The sequence below is a fragment of the Nonomuraea sp. 10N515B genome (genome assembly GCF_052245915.1).
Taxonomy (GTDB): domain Bacteria; phylum Actinomycetota; class Actinomycetes; order Streptosporangiales; family Streptosporangiaceae; genus Nonomuraea.
Genome location: NZ_JBQQBQ010000023.1, coordinates 1 through 16,048, shown reverse-complemented (window position 1 = coordinate 16,048; position 16,048 = coordinate 1). Strand labels below are relative to the sequence as shown.

Annotated in this window: 12 protein-coding genes; 9 read left to right on the top strand and 3 right to left on the bottom strand. The window is 68.9% G+C overall.

All coding sequences use genetic code 11. The features are described from left to right. Nucleotides 1–19 precede the first annotated feature (19 nt). Both dnaE and ACTWQA_RS30345 read left to right on the top strand, forming a co-directional pair. Complete coding sequence (dnaE, locus tag ACTWQA_RS30350; protein WP_443162467.1) at nt 20–3,544, top strand: DNA polymerase III subunit alpha; 3,525 nt, start codon at nt 20–22, stop codon at nt 3,542–3,544. A 77-nt stretch (nt 3,545–3,621) separates the two neighbouring features. Further along, nucleotides 3,622–4,992, top strand: a complete 1,371-nt coding sequence (locus ACTWQA_RS30345) for an amidase (protein WP_443162466.1) — start codon at nt 3,622–3,624, stop codon at nt 4,990–4,992. On the opposite strand, the gene ACTWQA_RS30340 is transcribed toward ACTWQA_RS30345, so the two are convergent. Continuing rightward, nucleotides 4,989–5,450: a hypothetical protein gene (locus ACTWQA_RS30340; protein WP_443162465.1), complete on the bottom strand. Its 462-nt coding sequence runs from the start codon at nt 5,448–5,450 to the stop codon at nt 4,989–4,991. The two genes, ACTWQA_RS30345 and ACTWQA_RS30340, sit on opposite strands and share 4 nt — an antisense overlap. A 117-nt stretch (nt 5,451–5,567) precedes the next feature. Here ACTWQA_RS30340 and murA point away from each other — a divergent pair, with 117 nt between their 5' ends. Continuing rightward, nucleotides 5,568–6,875, top strand: coding sequence for a UDP-N-acetylglucosamine 1-carboxyvinyltransferase (gene murA, locus ACTWQA_RS30335; protein ID WP_305920069.1), 1,308 nt, complete (start codon nt 5,568–5,570; stop codon nt 6,873–6,875). A gap of 19 nt (nt 6,876–6,894) precedes the next feature. Then, nucleotides 6,895–9,207 (top strand): transglycosylase domain-containing protein, encoded by a 2,313-nt coding sequence (locus tag ACTWQA_RS30330; RefSeq protein ID WP_443162464.1) that lies wholly within the window; start codon nt 6,895–6,897, stop codon nt 9,205–9,207. Nucleotides 9,208–9,341: 134 nt separating this feature from the next. On the opposite strand, the gene ACTWQA_RS30325 is transcribed toward ACTWQA_RS30330, so the two are convergent. Further along, nucleotides 9,342–9,473 carry a hypothetical protein gene (locus ACTWQA_RS30325; RefSeq protein WP_443162463.1) on the bottom strand — a complete coding sequence of 44 codons (132 nt, stop codon included), beginning with the start codon at nt 9,471–9,473 and terminating at the stop codon, nt 9,342–9,344. A gap of 114 nt (nt 9,474–9,587) precedes the next feature. Continuing rightward, nucleotides 9,588–10,043 carry a Cys-tRNA(Pro) deacylase gene (gene ybaK, locus ACTWQA_RS30320; protein ID WP_327591142.1) on the bottom strand — a complete coding sequence of 152 codons (456 nt, stop codon included), beginning with the start codon at nt 10,041–10,043 and terminating at the stop codon, nt 9,588–9,590. Between the two features lie 286 nt (nt 10,044–10,329). Between ybaK and ACTWQA_RS30315 the strand changes: the two genes are divergently transcribed. Genes ACTWQA_RS30315 through ACTWQA_RS30295 form a run of 5 tightly spaced genes read left to right on the top strand, consistent with a single transcriptional unit; the run spans nt 10,330 to nt 15,888 of the window. Continuing rightward, a complete protein-coding gene (locus tag ACTWQA_RS30315) occupies nt 10,330–11,112 on the top strand; it encodes a TnsA-like heteromeric transposase endonuclease subunit (protein ID WP_443162462.1) in 783 nt (260 codons plus the stop codon). After that, nucleotides 11,109–13,346: a transposase gene (locus ACTWQA_RS30310; protein WP_443162461.1), complete on the top strand. Its 2,238-nt coding sequence runs from the start codon at nt 11,109–11,111 to the stop codon at nt 13,344–13,346. The genes ACTWQA_RS30315 and ACTWQA_RS30310 overlap by 4 nt, the downstream gene beginning before the upstream one ends. Continuing rightward, on the top strand, nt 13,346–14,611 hold the full coding sequence (locus ACTWQA_RS30305) for an AAA family ATPase (RefSeq protein WP_443162567.1): 1,266 nt from the start codon (nt 13,346–13,348) through the stop codon (nt 14,609–14,611). The genes ACTWQA_RS30310 and ACTWQA_RS30305 overlap by 1 nt, the downstream gene beginning before the upstream one ends. Further along, entirely contained in the window at nt 14,604–15,680 is a 1,077-nt protein-coding gene (locus ACTWQA_RS30300) for a TniQ family protein (protein WP_443162460.1), read from the top strand. The genes ACTWQA_RS30305 and ACTWQA_RS30300 overlap by 8 nt, the downstream gene beginning before the upstream one ends. 58 nt (nt 15,681–15,738) lie before the next feature. Next, complete coding sequence (locus ACTWQA_RS30295; protein WP_443162459.1) at nt 15,739–15,888, top strand: hypothetical protein; 150 nt, start codon at nt 15,739–15,741, stop codon at nt 15,886–15,888. The last annotated feature ends 160 nt before the right edge of the window (nt 15,889–16,048 follow it).

Genomic DNA, 16,048 nt, shown 5'->3' with positions numbered 1-16,048 from the left:
GACCGGGAGGCGCCGCTCCATGTCGTCCGACTCGTTCGTGCATCTGCATGTGCATACGGAATATTCGATGCTCGACGGCGCCGCCCGTCTGAAGCAGATGTTCAAACAGGTCGGCGAGCTGGGCATGCCCGCGATCGCGATCACCGACCACGGCAACATGCACGGCGCCTACGACTTCTACAAGCAGGCGACCGGCGCCGGCATCAAGCCGATCATCGGCATCGAGGCCTACGTCGCGCCGGAAAACCGCCACAACAAGCGCCCGGTGCTGTGGGGCGAGCCGCACCAGAAGAGGGACGACGTCTCGGCCGGCGGCTACTACACCCACATGACGATCTGGGCCCGTAACAAGACGGGCCTGCACAACCTGATGAAGCTCAGCTCGCGTGCCTACACCGAGGGCTTCGTCCGCAAGTGGGCGCGCATGGACGCCGAGATCCTCGCCGAGCACGCCGACGGCCTGATGGCCACGACCGGCTGCCCGTCGGGCGAGGTGCAGACGCGGCTGCGGCTCGGCCAATACGACGCGGCGGTCCAGGCCGCGGCGAAATTCCAGGAGATCTTCGGCAAGGACAACTTCTACCTGGAGATCATGGACCACGGCCTCGACATCGAGCGCCGCGTCCGCGACGGGCTGACCAGGATCAGCAAGGAGCTGGACATCCCGCCGCTGGTCACCAACGACTCCCACTACACCTACGAGTCCGACGCCCCCTCCCACGACGCCCTCCTCTGCATCCAGACCGGCAAGCAGCTGTCGGACCCCGACAGGTTCCGCTTCGACGGCAGCGGCTACTACATCAAGAACGCCGACGAGATGCGCGCGGTCGACTCCTCCGACCTGTGGGCGGAGGGCTGCCGCAACACGCTGCTGGTGGCGGAGAAGGTCGACCCGACCGGCTTCTTCGAGCACAAAAACCTCATGCCGACCTTCCCCATCCCGGACGGCATGACCGAGGAGCAATTCTTCCGCCAGGAGGTCTGGAAGGGGCTCGAGCGGCGGTTCCCCGAGGGGGTGGACGAGGAGCACCGCGAGTGGGCGGAAAAGGAGCTGCGGGTCATCATCCAGATGGGTTTCCCGAGCTACTTCCTCGTGGTCGCCGACTTCATCATGTGGGCCAAGAACAACGGCATCCGCGTCGGCCCGGGCCGTGGCTCGGCGGCCGGCTCGCTGGTGGCGTACGCGCTGGGCATCACCGACCTCGACCCCATCCCGCACGGCCTGTTCTTCGAGCGCTTCCTCAACCCCGAGCGCGTGTCCATGCCCGACGTCGACATCGACTTCGACGAGCGCAGGCGCGGCGACGTGATCAGGTATGTCACCGAGAAGTGGGGCGCCGACAAGGTCGCCATGATCGCCACGTTCGGCACCATCAAGGCCAAGGCCGCCATCAAGGACGCGGGCCGCGTCCTGGGCTACCCCTACGCGCTGGGCGACAAGGTCTCCAAGGCCTTCCCGCCCGCCGTCATGGGCAAGGACATCCCGCTGTCGGGCATCTTCGACAAGGACCACCCGCGTTACGCCGAGGCCGGCGAGCTGCGCAGGCTCTACGAAGAGGACGTCGACGTCAAGGCGACGATGGACCTCGGCAAGGGCCTGGAGGGCCTGATCAGGCAGACCGGCGTGCACGCCGCCGGCGTGATCATGTCGGCCGAGGTGCTGACCGACTACATCCCGGTCATGCGCCGCGACTCCGACGGCGCGATCATCACGCAGTTCGACTATCCGACGTGCGAGACGCTCGGCCTGCTGAAGATGGACTTCCTGGGCCTGCGCAACCTCACGATCATCGACGACTGCCTGAAGATGATCGAGTCCACCACCGGCGAGCAGATCGACCTGCTGCAGCTGCCGCTGGACGACCGCAAGTCCTATGAGCTGCTGGCCCGGGGCGACACGCTCGGCATCTTCCAGCTGGACGGCGGCGGCATGCGCTCGCTGCTGCGGCTCATGCGCCCCGACAACTTCGAGGACATCTCCGCGGCCCTCGCGCTCTACCGTCCCGGCCCGATGGGCGCCAACTCGCACACCAACTACGCGCTGCGCAAGAACGGCCAGCAGGAGATCGTCCCGATCCACGCGGAGCTCGAGGAGCCGCTGAAGGAGATCCTGTCCACGACCCACGGCCTGATCGTCTATCAGGAGCAGGTCATGGCCATCGCGCAGAAGGTCGCCGGCTACTCGCTGGGCGGCGCCGACCTGCTGCGCCGCGCGATGGGCAAGAAGAAGAAGTCCGAGCTGGACAAGCAGTTCGAGTTCTTCGAGAAGGGCATGCAGGACAACGGCTTCTCAGCCGCGGCCATCAAGGCGCTGTGGGACATCCTGCTGCCGTTCTCCGACTACGCCTTCAACAAGGCCCACACCGCCGGCTACGGCCTGGTGTCCTACTGGACGGCCTACCTCAAGGCCAACCACCCGGCCGCCTACATGGCCGCGCTGCTGTCGTCGGTGAAGGACGACAAGGACAAGTCGGCCCTTTACCTCAACGAGTGCCGCCGCATGGGCATCAAGGTGTTCCCGCCGGACGTCAACGACTCCGACTTCGACTTCACCCCGCGCGGCACCGACATCCGCTTCGGCCTGTCGGCCGTCCGCAACGTCGGCGCCAACGTCGTCGACGGCATCATCGCCGCCCGCAAGGAGAAGGGCCGTTTCGCCGACTTCAAGGACTTCCTGCGCAAGGTGCCCGCGCTCGCCTGCAACAAGCGCGTGATCGAGTCCCTGATCAAGGCGGGCGCCTTCGACTCGCTCGGCCACGTGCGCAAGGGCCTGGTCATGGTGCACGAGCAGGCCGTCGACGCGATCATCGACATCAAGAAGAACGAGGCCATCGGTCAGGACTCGTTGTTCGGCGGGGTCGACGGCGGCGAGGACCAGACGTTCGACGTGCAGATCCCGCCGGGGGAGTGGGACAAGACCACCCTGCTGCAGTTCGAGCGGGAGATGCTGGGCCTCTACGTGTCCGACCATCCGCTGTTCGGCGTCGAGCACATCCTGTCGGCCGGGGCCGACTGCTCGATCGCGGCCCTCCAGGACGACAGCCGGCCCGACGGGCAGATCGTGACCGTGGGCGGCATCCTGAGCGGGGTGCAGCGCAAGGTCACCAAGAAGGGCGACACGTGGGTGCTGACCCAGCTGGAGGACCTCGAAGGGGCGATCGAGGTGATGGTCTTCCCCTCGGCCTACCAGCTGTGCTCGACGATCCTGGCCGAGGACGCGATCGTGTTCGTCAAGGGCCGGATCGACAAGCGGGAGGACGTCGGCAAGATCATCGCCATGGAGGTGACGGCGCCCGACCTGACGCAGGAGGCGGGCGGGCCGCTGCTGGTGAGCCTGCCGCTGACCCGCTGCACGCCGCCGGTCGTGAGCCGCCTGAAGGAGATCCTCACCACCCACCCAGGCACCTCCGAGGTCCATCTGCAGGTCCACAACGGGCCCAAGACGACCGTGATGCGCGTTGACGACCGCCTGCGGGTGACCCCCTCGCCTGCCCTGATGGGCGACCTCAAGCAGCTGCTCGGCCCGGCCTGCCTGGGGGCCTGATCTCGACGAGGCGGACGGGCGGCGGTGGGCAACCCTCGCCGTCGCCCGGCCGCCCCGCGTGGGGCAGGATCGCAAGTGTGAGCGAACTGCACTACCTCAGCGCGACCGAGCTGGCACATCTGATCCGCACCAGGCACGTGAGCGCGGTCGAGGTCGTCCAGGCCTGCCTCGACCGCATCGAGGAGGTCAATCCCCGCGTCAACGCCATCGTGACCCTGGTGGCCGAGCAGGCCCTGGCGGCGGCCGAGCGCGCGGACGCGCGCGAGCCGGAGGGGCCGCTGCACGGCCTGCCCGTCGCGCACAAGGACCTCGTCGACACCGCCGGCATCCGCACCACCTACGGCTCGCCGCTGTTCGCCGGCAACGTTCCCGGCCAGGACGACCTGATCGTCCGGCGGCTGCGGGCCGCGGGCGCCATCACCGTCGGCAAGACCAACACCCCCGAGTTCGGCACCGGCTCCCACACCGTCAACGAGGTCTTCGGCGCCACCAGAAACCCCTACGACCTCGCCAAGTCGGCCGGAGGCAGCAGCGGGGGAGCGGCCGCGGCCCTCGCCACCGGCATGGTGCCGCTGGCCGACGGGTCCGACATGGGCGGCTCGCTGCGTAACCCGGCCTCCTTCTGCAACGTCGTGGGCCTGCGTCCCACCCCCGGCCGGGTGCCCGTCGTGTCCGACTCCAACGCCTGGTACACGCTGTCCGTCCTCGGTCCCATGGCCCGCACGGTCGAGGACGTCACGCTGATGTTCGCGGCCATCGCCGGGTTCGACCGCCGCTCGCCGTACGCGATCAAGGAGGTCTTCGCCCCGGAGCCGGAGGAGGGGGTCGCGGGCCTGCGCGTCGCCTGGAGCCCGGATCTGGGCGGCTTGCCCGTGGACCCGCGGACGGCGGCCGTCACCGCCACCGCGCCCGCCGTGTTCGAGCGGCTCGGGGCGCGCGTCGAGGAGGTCGAGCTGGATCTGTCGGAGGCCGAGGACGCCTTCCGCACCTACCGGGCCTGGAACTACACGCTGTCCTTCGGGGATCTGGACGGGCTCGGGCCCAACACCGCGTGGAACGTCGAGCAGGGCCGCAAGGTCACCGGGGCCGACCTGGCCCGGGCCGAGCAGGCACGCAGCCGCCTCTACCAGCGCATGGCCGCGTTCTTCGACACCTACGACGTGCTGATCACGGTGGTCAGCCAGGTGCCGCCGTTCCCGGTCGAGCATCCGCACGTGAGCGAGATCAACGGGCAACGGCTGCCCGACTACCTCGCGTGGATGCGCTCGGCGTACTGGATCAGCGTCCTGCACGCGCCGGCGGCCTCCGTCCCGGCCGGGTTCACGCCGGACGGGCTGCCCGTGGGGGTGCAGATCGTCGGCCGGCCGTTCGAGGACGCCAGGGTTCTGCGCGTGGCCCGCGCGTTCGAGCAGGCCACACAGCACGGGCTGCGCCGCCCGCCGCTTTAGAGCGGCTCCCCGTACGGTTGCCGCAGCGGCGACTCCCGGTACCCGTGCATGCCCTCCAGCAGCCCGAACAACCCCACCGCGAGCAGCGGCCAGGACAGCAGCACACCGTCGGCGGTCAGCTTCAGCGCGCCCGGGACGATCTTCACCCCGGGCGCCGCCGCGGCCTCCACCGCGACCGCCCCGATCGTGAACGTGGACCCGATCCAGTACGTCAGCGCCGCGGCCACCAGCCCGCCCGCGCACAACCCGAGCAGCACCGCAGGCATCCAGCGCCGCCCGGCGAACCACGCGACCCCGCCGCAGAGCAGCCCCATCCCGCCCGTGATCATCGCGAACCAGCCGTCGGCCGCGATCAGCGCCTGCGTGGACGGGTCGGCCAGCACTAGCCCTTGCTCCGTGACCTGGTACGGAGCCCGCGGCGACACGCCCGACCAGAGCAGCCCGGCCCCGAGCCCCAATGTGGCGAGTGTGAGGACAGTTACCGCAAAAGCGCGTACTTCCCTCGCCACGCCACTCCCCTTCACAAGTACGTCCGAATCAGCTTGATGGTATCCCCCGGTTAGGCTCGCTTCGTGATGCAAGAAGAGGTCTGGTTGATAGAGCCCTCCGGTCCGCTCCGGGGGGACGTCGAAGTACGCGGTTCGAAGAACGGCGTGTCCAAGCACATGGTCGCCGCCATGCTCGGCAGTGGGGAGAGCAGCATTCACAACGCCCCTGAAGTGGGCGAGGTCGGCATCACCGCCGCCATGCTGGAGGCGCTCGGCATCCACGTTCAGATCTCCGGGTCGGAGATCAGGATCGAGCGCGGCCCGGAGATCGAGCCGCGGGTGCCCGACGCGTTCACGGGGCTCAACCGCATCCCCATCCTCATGCTCGGGCCGCTGCTGCACCTGGCGGGGGAGGCGTTCGTCCCGCTGGTCGGCGGCGACCCGATCGGGCGGCGGCCGGTGAACTTCCATGTCGAGGCCCTGCGCTCGATGGGCGCCGAGGTGGAGGTCGGCGACACCGGCATCTACGCCAAGGCCAAACGCCTCAACGGCACCAGGATCGAGCTGCCCTACCCGAGCGTGGGTGCCACCGAGACGGTGCTGATGTCGGCGGTGCTGGCCGAGGGCAAGACGGTGCTGAAGAACGCCGCCATGGAGCCCGAGGTGGTGGAGCTGGCGCTGTTCCTGCAGCGGATGGGGGCCAGGATCGAGCTGTCGCCTGACCGCAGGATCGTCATCGAGGGCGTCGAACGGCTGCGCGGCGCCTCCACCTGGCTGACCGGCGACCGCATCGAGGCGTTCTCGTACCTGGCGGCGGGCCTGGTCACCGGGGGAGAGGTGCGGGTGCACGGCTGCCCGCAGGATCGCCTGGTGACCGCGATCACCACGCTGGCCAGGATGGGCGCCCAGTTCGCCATCAACGACGAATACCTGTGCGCCACCGCCCCGCCGGAGGGGCTGCGCGCGGCGGCCGTGCAGACCGACACCCACCCCGGGTTCATGACGGACTGGCAGACGCCGCTCATGGTGCTGTTCACGCAGAGCCAGGGCATGTCCGTCCTGCACGAGACGGTCTTCGAGAACCGCCTGGTGTACGTGCCCGCGCTGCAGAAGATGGGCTGCGAGATCGAGGTGTTCGACCAGTGCCTGGGCGGCCCCGCGTGCCGCTACCACGACACCAACTCCCGCCACTCGGCGGTCGTGCGTGGCGTGTCCAAGCTCAAGGGCGCCGACGTCACGCTGCCGGACATCAGGGCCGGGTTCTCGGCCGTGCTCGCGGCCGCGGTCGCCGACGGGCCGTCCACGCTGCGCGGCGTGCACCACATCGAGCGCGGCTACCACCGGCCGTTCCAGCAGTTCGCGTCGCTCGGTCTGAACATTCGCAGGGACCAGTAAAGAGGTAGGAACCGGGCGTTTGCTGGCGTTCGGGTGGATGCAGATCTTCTACGTGACCGTACTCAAATCCGTCGGCGGACTCGGGCTGGCCGGGGCGGTCGGCGGCGTGCTCGCGGCGGGGCTGGCCGCACCCGTGGTGAGCGGGGGCGGCCTCGCGGCCAAGAACGTCGCGAACACCTTCGTCGACGACCTGCCGCCCGCCCCGCGCGAGGAGCCGCTCGCGCAGGTGACCAGGCTGCTGGACAAGGACGGCCGGACGTTCGCCCAGTTCTACGAGGCGAACAGGACGGCCGTCCCGCTCCGCGCCATCGCCCCGGTGATGCGCAGGGCGATCGTGGCCATCGAGGACGCCCGCTTCTACGAGCACGGCGGCCTCGACGTCAGGGGCACCTTCCGGGCGCTGCTCACCAACACCCAGGCAGGCGGCATCCGGCAGGGCGGCTCGTCGCTGACCCAGCAGCTCGTCAAGAACATCCTGGTGGAGAGCGCCCGCACCGAAGCCGAACGCGACCGGGCCCGCGCGCCGAACCTGGCCCGCAAGATCACCGAGCTGCGGTACGCCCTGGCGCTCGAACGCAAGTACCGCAAGGACGAGATCCTGGAGCGGTATCTGAACATCGCCTACTTCGGCGCCGGCGCGCACGGCGTGCAGGCGGCGGCCCGCCGCTTCTTCTCCACGTCGGCCTCCCGGCTGACCCTCACCCAGGCGGCCACGCTGGCGGGGGCCGTGCGGATACCGTACTCGACCGACCCGTCGCTCGGCGCCGCCCACCGGGCGCGGCTGCGGGAGCGGCGGGACCTCGTGCTGGACCGCATGGCCGGGCTCAAGCTGATCACCCAGCAGGAGGCGGCGAACGCCAAGAGCTCGCCCCTCGACCTCAAGCTCAGGCCCGAGCCCGGCGGCTGCGAGCAGAGCAACTACCCGTTCTACTGCCTGTACGTCAAGCACGAGCTCCTGTCCAATCCGGTGTTCGGCAACACCGCGGCCCAGCGGCGGTCCAGACTGGCCAGGGGCGGCCTGGTGATCAGGACCAGCCTCGACCCGCACGCGCAACGGGCCGCCGAGCGGGCCATCCGCCGCCACGTGCACCCCCAGGACACCGAGGTGGCCGCCGAGGCCATGGTGGAGCCGGGGACGGGGCGGATCAGGGCGATGGCGGCCAGCAAGGAGTTCGGCCGCAACCCGGGCAACCGCAAGAACGGCCCCAGGACCACCTTCAACCTGCCCGCCGACGTGGCGCACGGTGGCGGGCAGGGCTTCCAGGCCGGGTCCACGTTCAAGGTGTTCACCCTGGCCACCGCGTTGAAGCAGGGGTGGAGGTTCGGCGACGGCTTCCAGACGCCCGGAGCGCTGGTGCCCGGCCAGGGCTACCGCAACTGCAAGGGCCGGCCGGTCAACGACCCCGACACCCGCGTGCTCAACGCCAGCGGCGAGGGCGAGGGCGGCCCGCACAGCATCGAGACCGGCACCTGGAAGTCGGTGAACATCTTCTACATGATGCTGGAGCGCAAGGTCGGGCTCTGCAACGTGGTGAAGACCGCCAGGGCGCTCGGCGCCGTACGAGCCGACGGGAGAGCGCTGCGCGAGGTGCCGACGTTCACGCTGGGCGTCAACGAGATGGACCCGGTGACGGTGGCGGCGTCCTTCGCGGCGTTCGCCGCCCGCGGGGTCTACTGCCGGCCGCTGGCCATCGAGGAGATCGTCGGCAGGAACGGGCGGCGCACCCACGTGCCGCCGGCCTGCGAGCAGGCCATCGAGCGGCCGGTCGCCGACGCGGTCAACCATGTGCTCACGGGGGTGTTCGACAAGGGCACCATGAAAGGGCAGGGCCTGGACCGGCCCGCCGCCGGCAAGACCGGGACCAACAACGGCTACACCTCGGCCTGGTTCGCCGGCTACACGCCGCAGCTGGCGGCGGCGGTCAGCGTCGGGGACATTCGGGGCTCCTACCGTTTCCCGCTGCAGGGCGTGCAGATCGGGGACCAGTACTACGGCTCGGTGCAGGGCGCGTCGCTGCCGGGGCCGATCTGGGTGGAGTCGATGCGGCCCGCGCTGCGCCACGTCGAGCCTCGGGGGTTCCCCGGGCCGAACATGGCGCGCTTCGGCGGCGGTCACACGCCCGGGCTGAAGGAGGCCCTGGCCGAGGAGGAAAAGCGCGAGAAGCGGCGCGGCGACCGGGCCTTCGCCAAGCGGCATCGCAAGCTGTTGCGGTGGCTGCTCGGCCGGAGCCAGGCCGCGCCCTCCCCGGAATGGCCGCTCCGCCGCCGCCAGCACGAGCGCCCGCGCCAGCACGAGCGCCCGCGCCAGCACGAGCGCCCGCGTTGGCACTAGCGCACGCCCCGGCACAAGTGTGAACGCGCGGCACAAGTGCACGCCGCCCGAAGCTAGCGCACGCCGCTGGCACCTAGCGCACGCCGCCTCGGACATCAGCGCACGCCGCTGGCACCAGCGCACGCCGCCCGCCATCAGTGCACGGCGCCGGCGCCAGCGCACGCCGCCAGGCACTGTTGCACGATGCTCGCCCGGGCGGCGCGCTGCTCGAGGAGGGTCGCCAGGGCGGCGTCCACGCGGCCGATCGCCGCACGGAGCTCTGGCAACGTGGCGGGCGCCTCCGGGCGCAGTAGCGCACGCGGCCTGGCAGTAGCGCGCCGCCTGGCAGTAGCGCACGCCGCTGCCCCTTCCTGAGGCGCCGGATGCCTGCGGAAACGGGCCTAGGTGGTCTTCCCGATGGGCGCCGTGACGGCCCTGGTGAGCGTGATGAGGTTGTCGGGCGCGGTCTCGATCTGCAGCCCGCGCTTGCCGGCCGAGAAGTAGATCGTCTCGAAGTCGAGCGCCGAGGAGTCGACCACCGTCGGCAGCTGCTTGCGCTGCCCCAGCGGGCTGATGCCACCCACGACGTAGCCGGTCACCCGCTCCACCTTCGCGGCGTCGGCCATCGCCGCGCGCTTGCTGTTGAGCGCGCTCGCCAGCGCCTTGAGGTCGAGCTTGCCCGCCACCGGCACCACCGCCACCGCGAGCCCGCTCTCGACCTCCGCCACCAGCGTCTTGAAGATCCGCTCGTAGGGGACTCCGAGTGCGTCCGCCGCCTCCTCGCCGTAGGCCTGGGCGGCGGCGTCGTGCTCGTAGGGGTGGAGCGTGAAGTCGGCCTTGGCCTTCGTCAGGGCCATGGTGGCCGGGGTGCCGCCCCCTTTGCTGTGCCGTGACACGTTAGTTGGCACCTGAGAGCTGCCGCGAGCTGGGGTTCTGGCTTTACGGGACATGCTTGTTGACCATAGCGGGTCACGGTATTTGGCACCGGTGATGAGTTGGCCATGATTCTTGGCACCGATTTCCGGGATCTACGGACTGTAACGAGTCCTGTGCGATTTGCTAGGGACTATGGGGACCCTGAGCCGAAATGGGACAGGTGGGTTAGCTGACGGGAAGGACCCCGGTTCGCTGTGGTCGCACCTGGTGAGCTGGGAGGACCTCCTGATGCCGGTTTCCGTGGATACCGGCGCGTTGGGGCTGGAGTTGAGCGAGGGCTGGCCGGATCGGTGGAGCGTGAGCCGGAGGTCTGGCAGGAATCAGGAATCGCACTCGGTGCGGGCTCTGATCCAGACGCCGATGGTGGATGTCGAGCCGATCCGCTGGTTCTCCTGGCGGCGGGGACAGCGTCATCGTCCAGGGCTTCAGTTCCTGGTCAGTACTGGCCGTCACCATGGAGCTGAGAGTTTGGAGGAGGCTCGGCTGCTGCTGGCCCTGGACTTCGCCGGTGAACTGGTCGATGTCGTGTCACAGCCGCTGAGGTTGCGCTTCGACACCGTTGACCGGAGCAGGCAGCACACGCCGGATTTTCTGGCGATGACCCGGTCGGGCATCTGGCTGATCGATGTGCGCCCGGAGGTGTTGATCAAGGAGTCGGACTGGGAGTCGTTCGCGGCGGCGGCCGAGGTGGCGCTGGCATGCGGGTGGCGCTATGTGGTGGCGGCTGGTTGGCGTGAGCATGTTGTGTCGGCGCTGGATGCGATGTCCTCACAGCGGCGGCCGTTGTCCGATCCTCTGGGATTGCGGCCCAGGCTGCTCGCGTCGGTGACGCGCGAGGGCGTGAGGTTCGGCGAACTGGCCGCGGCCAGCGGCTGCGAGCCAGTGGCACGGGCTCAGTTGCTGCATCTGATCTGGCACCGGCGGCTGGCGGTGGACCTTGCCGAGCCGCTGGGGGATCGCTCGCTCGTGGTTGCCGGGAGGGCCGGATGACGCCGGTGCGGGCGGTGGTGGATCTGTCGGCGGGCGCCGAGGTGGTGCTGGACGGGGTGGCGTGGACGGTGGAGCGGCGCGAGCCGCACCTGGGACGGGTTTGCCTGGTGCGAGCCGATGGCGCCCGTCAGCGGGTGAGCTTGCGTTTTCTGATCAATCATCCGGGCTGCCGGTCGTCCTCCCGCACCGCCGCCGATGGTGCCAACCGAGGACGTCAGCCCACAACGGTGCAGGATCTCAAACCGGGGCGACGCGAGCTGGCCGAGCTTCGCATGGCCCACCTGCTGGAGGTGGCCACGGGGTTTCGCAGCGGCGACCGGCTGCGTCCAGGCCCGGGGGAACCGAGACCCGAGTACGACCCGGACACCACGACCTTGACCAGCCGGCGCCTGGCCAAGGTGGCCGAATTGAAGGCTCTGGACCGGCAGCAGGCCAAGCTGCTGGGGCTGGGTGCGGTCAGCTACCACACGCTGGTCCGGTGGGAGAACGCACGCCGGCGGTTCGGGCTGATCGGCTGCGCCGACGATCGCTGGCTGCGGGAAAGCGGCGGGCACCCCAGCGTGAGCGAGGAGGTCCGGGAGGCGATTTTCGCCGTTCGTGAGGAGACACTGCGCGGTGCCACGGTGAGCATGCGCACCAAGGAACGCATGATCCACCAATACGTGCGGGAGACGTTCGGCGCGCAGACGCCAGTGCCCAGCTATCGGACGCTCTGCCGGGTCTGGAAGGAGTGGTTCGGACCGGGCGGAGCGCGCCAGCGTTATGCCCGCTCGGCCGAGCTGCCGACGAAGAACGGGCACGTGGTGGTCCACCGGCCCGGGCAGGTCGTCGCGCTGGACACCACCGTGCTGCCGGTGATGGTCCGAGACGGAGTCTTCGGCGACCCGGTGAAGAGCCATCTGACGCTGGCGCTGGACGTCCACACGCATTCGCTTTGCGCCTTCCGGCTCACGCTGGTGTCCGACACCGCGGTGGACGTGGCCATGGTGCTGCGCGATGTGATGATGCCTCTGCCGATGCGGGCGGACTGGGACGCCGAGCTGGAGTGGCCCTACCCAGGGATCCCAGCCGCGGTGGTGGCCGAGTTCGCCGGGCACAAGGTCGCGGGCCTGCCGTTCTTCACGCCAGAGACCGTGACCACCGACCACGGAGCGGTCTATCGCAACCACCACCTGGTGGAAGTGCAGCGCGTGCTCGGCTGCAACATCTTGCCGGCCCGCACGCTGCGCCCCACCGACAAGGCCGTCTGCGAGCGAGCCTTCGGTGTGATCAGGCAACTGCTGTTCGAAGAATTGCCCGGCTACACCGGAGTCGATGTCGCCGAACGGGGTGCCGACCCAGCCACCGACGCGGTGCTGACCATCGAGGAGATGGAGCACCTGATCGCCACCTGGATTGTGTCGGTCTGGCAACGGCGCACGCTGGGCGAGTGCGCCCCCAGCTGGGATCCGGACGGATCTCACAGCCCCAACACCTTGTTCGCCGCCTCCTTCGCCCGGGCTGGGTTCGCGATGGAGATCCCCGCACCGGAACTGTTTTATGAGCTGCTGCCGGTGCACTACGTCAGCCGCATCTCCCGGCGCGGGGTGAAGATCAGGGGGCTGTGGTATGACAGCCCAGCGCTGAAGGACTATCGCGGCACCAAATCCGCCCGGGGCGGCAGGCACAAGGGCCAGTGGCTGATTCGCCGCGATCCGCGCGACCGCCGCCAGGTGTTCTTCCAAGACCCGATCACCCATGAATGGCATGCGCTGGACTGGACGGGCATGCCGCCGGTCGGGCAGATGCCCGCCTTCGGCGATGCGCGAGTACGCGACCTGCTCAAGAAGGCAGCCGCCTGCGGGCTCAAACCCAAGTCCGACGCCGAGCTCCTGCCGGTCCTGCTGGAGCTGATCGGGTCGAAGATTCCGGTGAGCCAGTGGCCGACCCAGATGACCAAGACGCAGCGCACCGAGCACGCTCGCGAGGTCACCCAGGCCGCGGCAGCTCAAGCTGACCGCCCTGCGTCCTCTCGCGCCGGGGACGGTGACGTTCCGGGCTCCTCGACGGTCACGCCGCTGGACTGGTCGCGGCGCGCCCGGCAGGCCGCAGACGGCATCGACAGCGAACGCCGCCGACGGCGAGAAGCGGCTGTCCCGGTCGTCCCGAAACCTCCTCCTCGGCTGGGGGCGAGCTATCGCGAACGGAACGTGTTCGTCCTGCCGGACAACGACGAGGAGCAAAAGGCCACGTGATGGACGACATCCCCGACGACGCCGGTGCACTAGTCCCGTTCCTGCGACTTGGCCCGCCACCGGACCGCACCACCTGGGAGGGATGGCAGCAATATCGGCGCACCCGCGACACCTTTATCCCCGCGCCCCGCTTGACGCAGGCCGAATACCAGAGCTTGACCCCCAGACGCCGGGCCCTGCACGACCTGCACCGCACCGCCACCCACGTGAACATGCGGCTGCAAGAGACGCCGATGAGCGTGAAAGTCGCCGACCTGATGCGCCACCGGCTGCAAAACAACGCGGTGAAATTCATGCCCGGCACCCGGGACGGCCTGATGATCAACGGTGGCGGATTTCTCGGCAAGACCGAAACCGCTTGCTCGGCGGCCGCCACCTTCGAAGACCTCTGGCGCGGCATCCGCCACCAGCTCCTGCCCGCCCCCACTCCGGGGACGCGCGACCTGTTCGTGCCGGTCGCCTACTGCCGCCTACCAGTCCGGGCCACCCCCAAGGCCCTCTGCAGAACCATCCTGAGCCACTACGGCGACCCCCACCCGGGCAGCCTGGACGATCTGGTCCGATCGGTCCGCGACACCATCCGTGATCACAACACCACCGCCTTGCTCATCGACGACATCACTCGGCTACGGATGCACCGCGAAGACGACCAGGACACCCTGGACCTGTTGCGCGAGCTGATGGACCTGAACGTCACCCTGATTCTGATCGGCGTGGACATCCCAGGCTCCGGACTGCTGCGCGGCGCCTATGCCGATCCACGCACCAACCAGTGGGTCTTCCCCGACATCAAACGCGGCAAAAGCCACAACGAGGCGGCCTCCACCCAGACCGAACGGCGCTTCGACATGGTTGACCTCGATCCGTTCGACTACTCCACCCCGACCGGCATCCAAGCCTTCCTCCAACACCTCGCCGGCATCGAAGAACAACTGCGACTGCTGCGCGCCGTCGACGGCATGCTCACCACCGGCGATATGCCCGAGTACTTGTTCCGCCGCACCCACGGCATCGTCGGCCTGCTGCGACGCCTGATCGAGGACGGCTGCGCCAAGGCGATCACTACAGGCGAAGAACGCCTCACCCCCGAGTTGCTGGCCGGCACCGACATTCGCCTGGGCAATCTCGCCGATCTCGACCCCGGAAGCGGCGAGGTCCCTGATATTCCCCAGGATGTCCAACCACCCCGGCAGGAGCGGCAGCGCAAGAGGCCCCGCAACACGGTCTTCGACGACCAGGGCGATCGATCGGCCGCTGATGGATGACACAGCAACGCCCCTCAGGCCACTGACCCGGAGCCTGGATCCACTCGATGGCGAGTCCCTCCACGGCTTCCTGCTGCGCCTGGCCTACCGGCTCCAGGTCGGCCCTCGCCATCTTGCCCACCTGGCCGGCTGCACCTTCGCCGGTGAAGATGTCGGCCGCCGACACCTGCTTGATCTCGACACGGGCGTCTTCGCACAGGTCACACGGCTGACCGCGGACGAGGCTGCCGACTTGACCCTCATCCCCTGGAAAGATCGCTACCCATCCATCAATCGATCAATGCCCACGAAGGCCAGCCGGCGACCCAAACCTGACGATTGGCTATTCACCCATACTCCCCGCCACTGCCCGCAGTGTCTCGTCGGCGACGGCACACCTATCCAGCAGCGTTACGGCGGCCCCTGGAAAAAGGCCTGGCTCCTGCCCATCACCTTCGCCTGTCCCGATCACCAGACGTTCCTCCAGCAGGGCTGCCCCGCGGACCATCCCCGACAACGACAACTTGGCCGTCTGATCCTCAGGTCCAGAGAAGCCACCTTGCATCCAACACAGTGCCGCGTCTCTCTCGCCGAGCAACCTGGCTCCAACCCCCCTGGCATCAAGCCAAAGATCTGCGGCATCCGGCTGGACCAGTCCCCACCCGGCTCCCCCATTCGCCCCCGCGCGAGCGAGCTGCAGACCCAGCAGCGGCTTCTTGACCTTCTCAATCCCAATCCGCCCGCAGAGGCGGCTGGCTTCTTCACCAACGTCCGGATGCTGGCCTCACTGATCTGCGTATCGTGGCCACTCGGGCGCGACCTGTTCGACGCCTCAACGGTCCCCGCGATCACCGAGCATGTCCGAGCGCGTGAGCAGAGCCTCACACCTCACGACGATCTTCCCGACGCTCCCGCCGTCACCGGCGCCTTGTTGACCGCAGCCGTGGCTTTGTTGGACGCGCCCGAGCTGGCAAGACCCTTTGCCCGGCACATACGAGCCGCCTGGCCAGGTCCGACCCACAGCATCCCCTGGGCGGATTCCCCACTCGCCGAGGTCCTCCGCAATCACGAGTGGCACCAGCCTCAATGATCTTCACCATTTGAAACGCCTTTGCGAGCCGGGCGGATGCGCTGTGATCATGCCGCTCATGAGCTGCACCTTCTGCCGCATCGTCGCCGGCACCGAACCCTCACAGACCATCCCCGAGGACACCGACCTCACGCCCCCGTGGACGGAGGTCGAGCACCCGGTCGAGTCCCTCGCGGGGCTGGCCGAGGAGATCAGGGCCTGGCGCTGAACGCGAGCACCAGGACAGGATCCGAACACTGCGGTGACGGCGGTCATGAGAAGCTCCCCATAGGCGGCCAGATACCGCCCCAGTGATGGCCACGGGATTCCCCACGTGCGGCCAGATACCTCCCCGCTTGATCGCGATCATTCCCGGTCGGCGAGAGTCG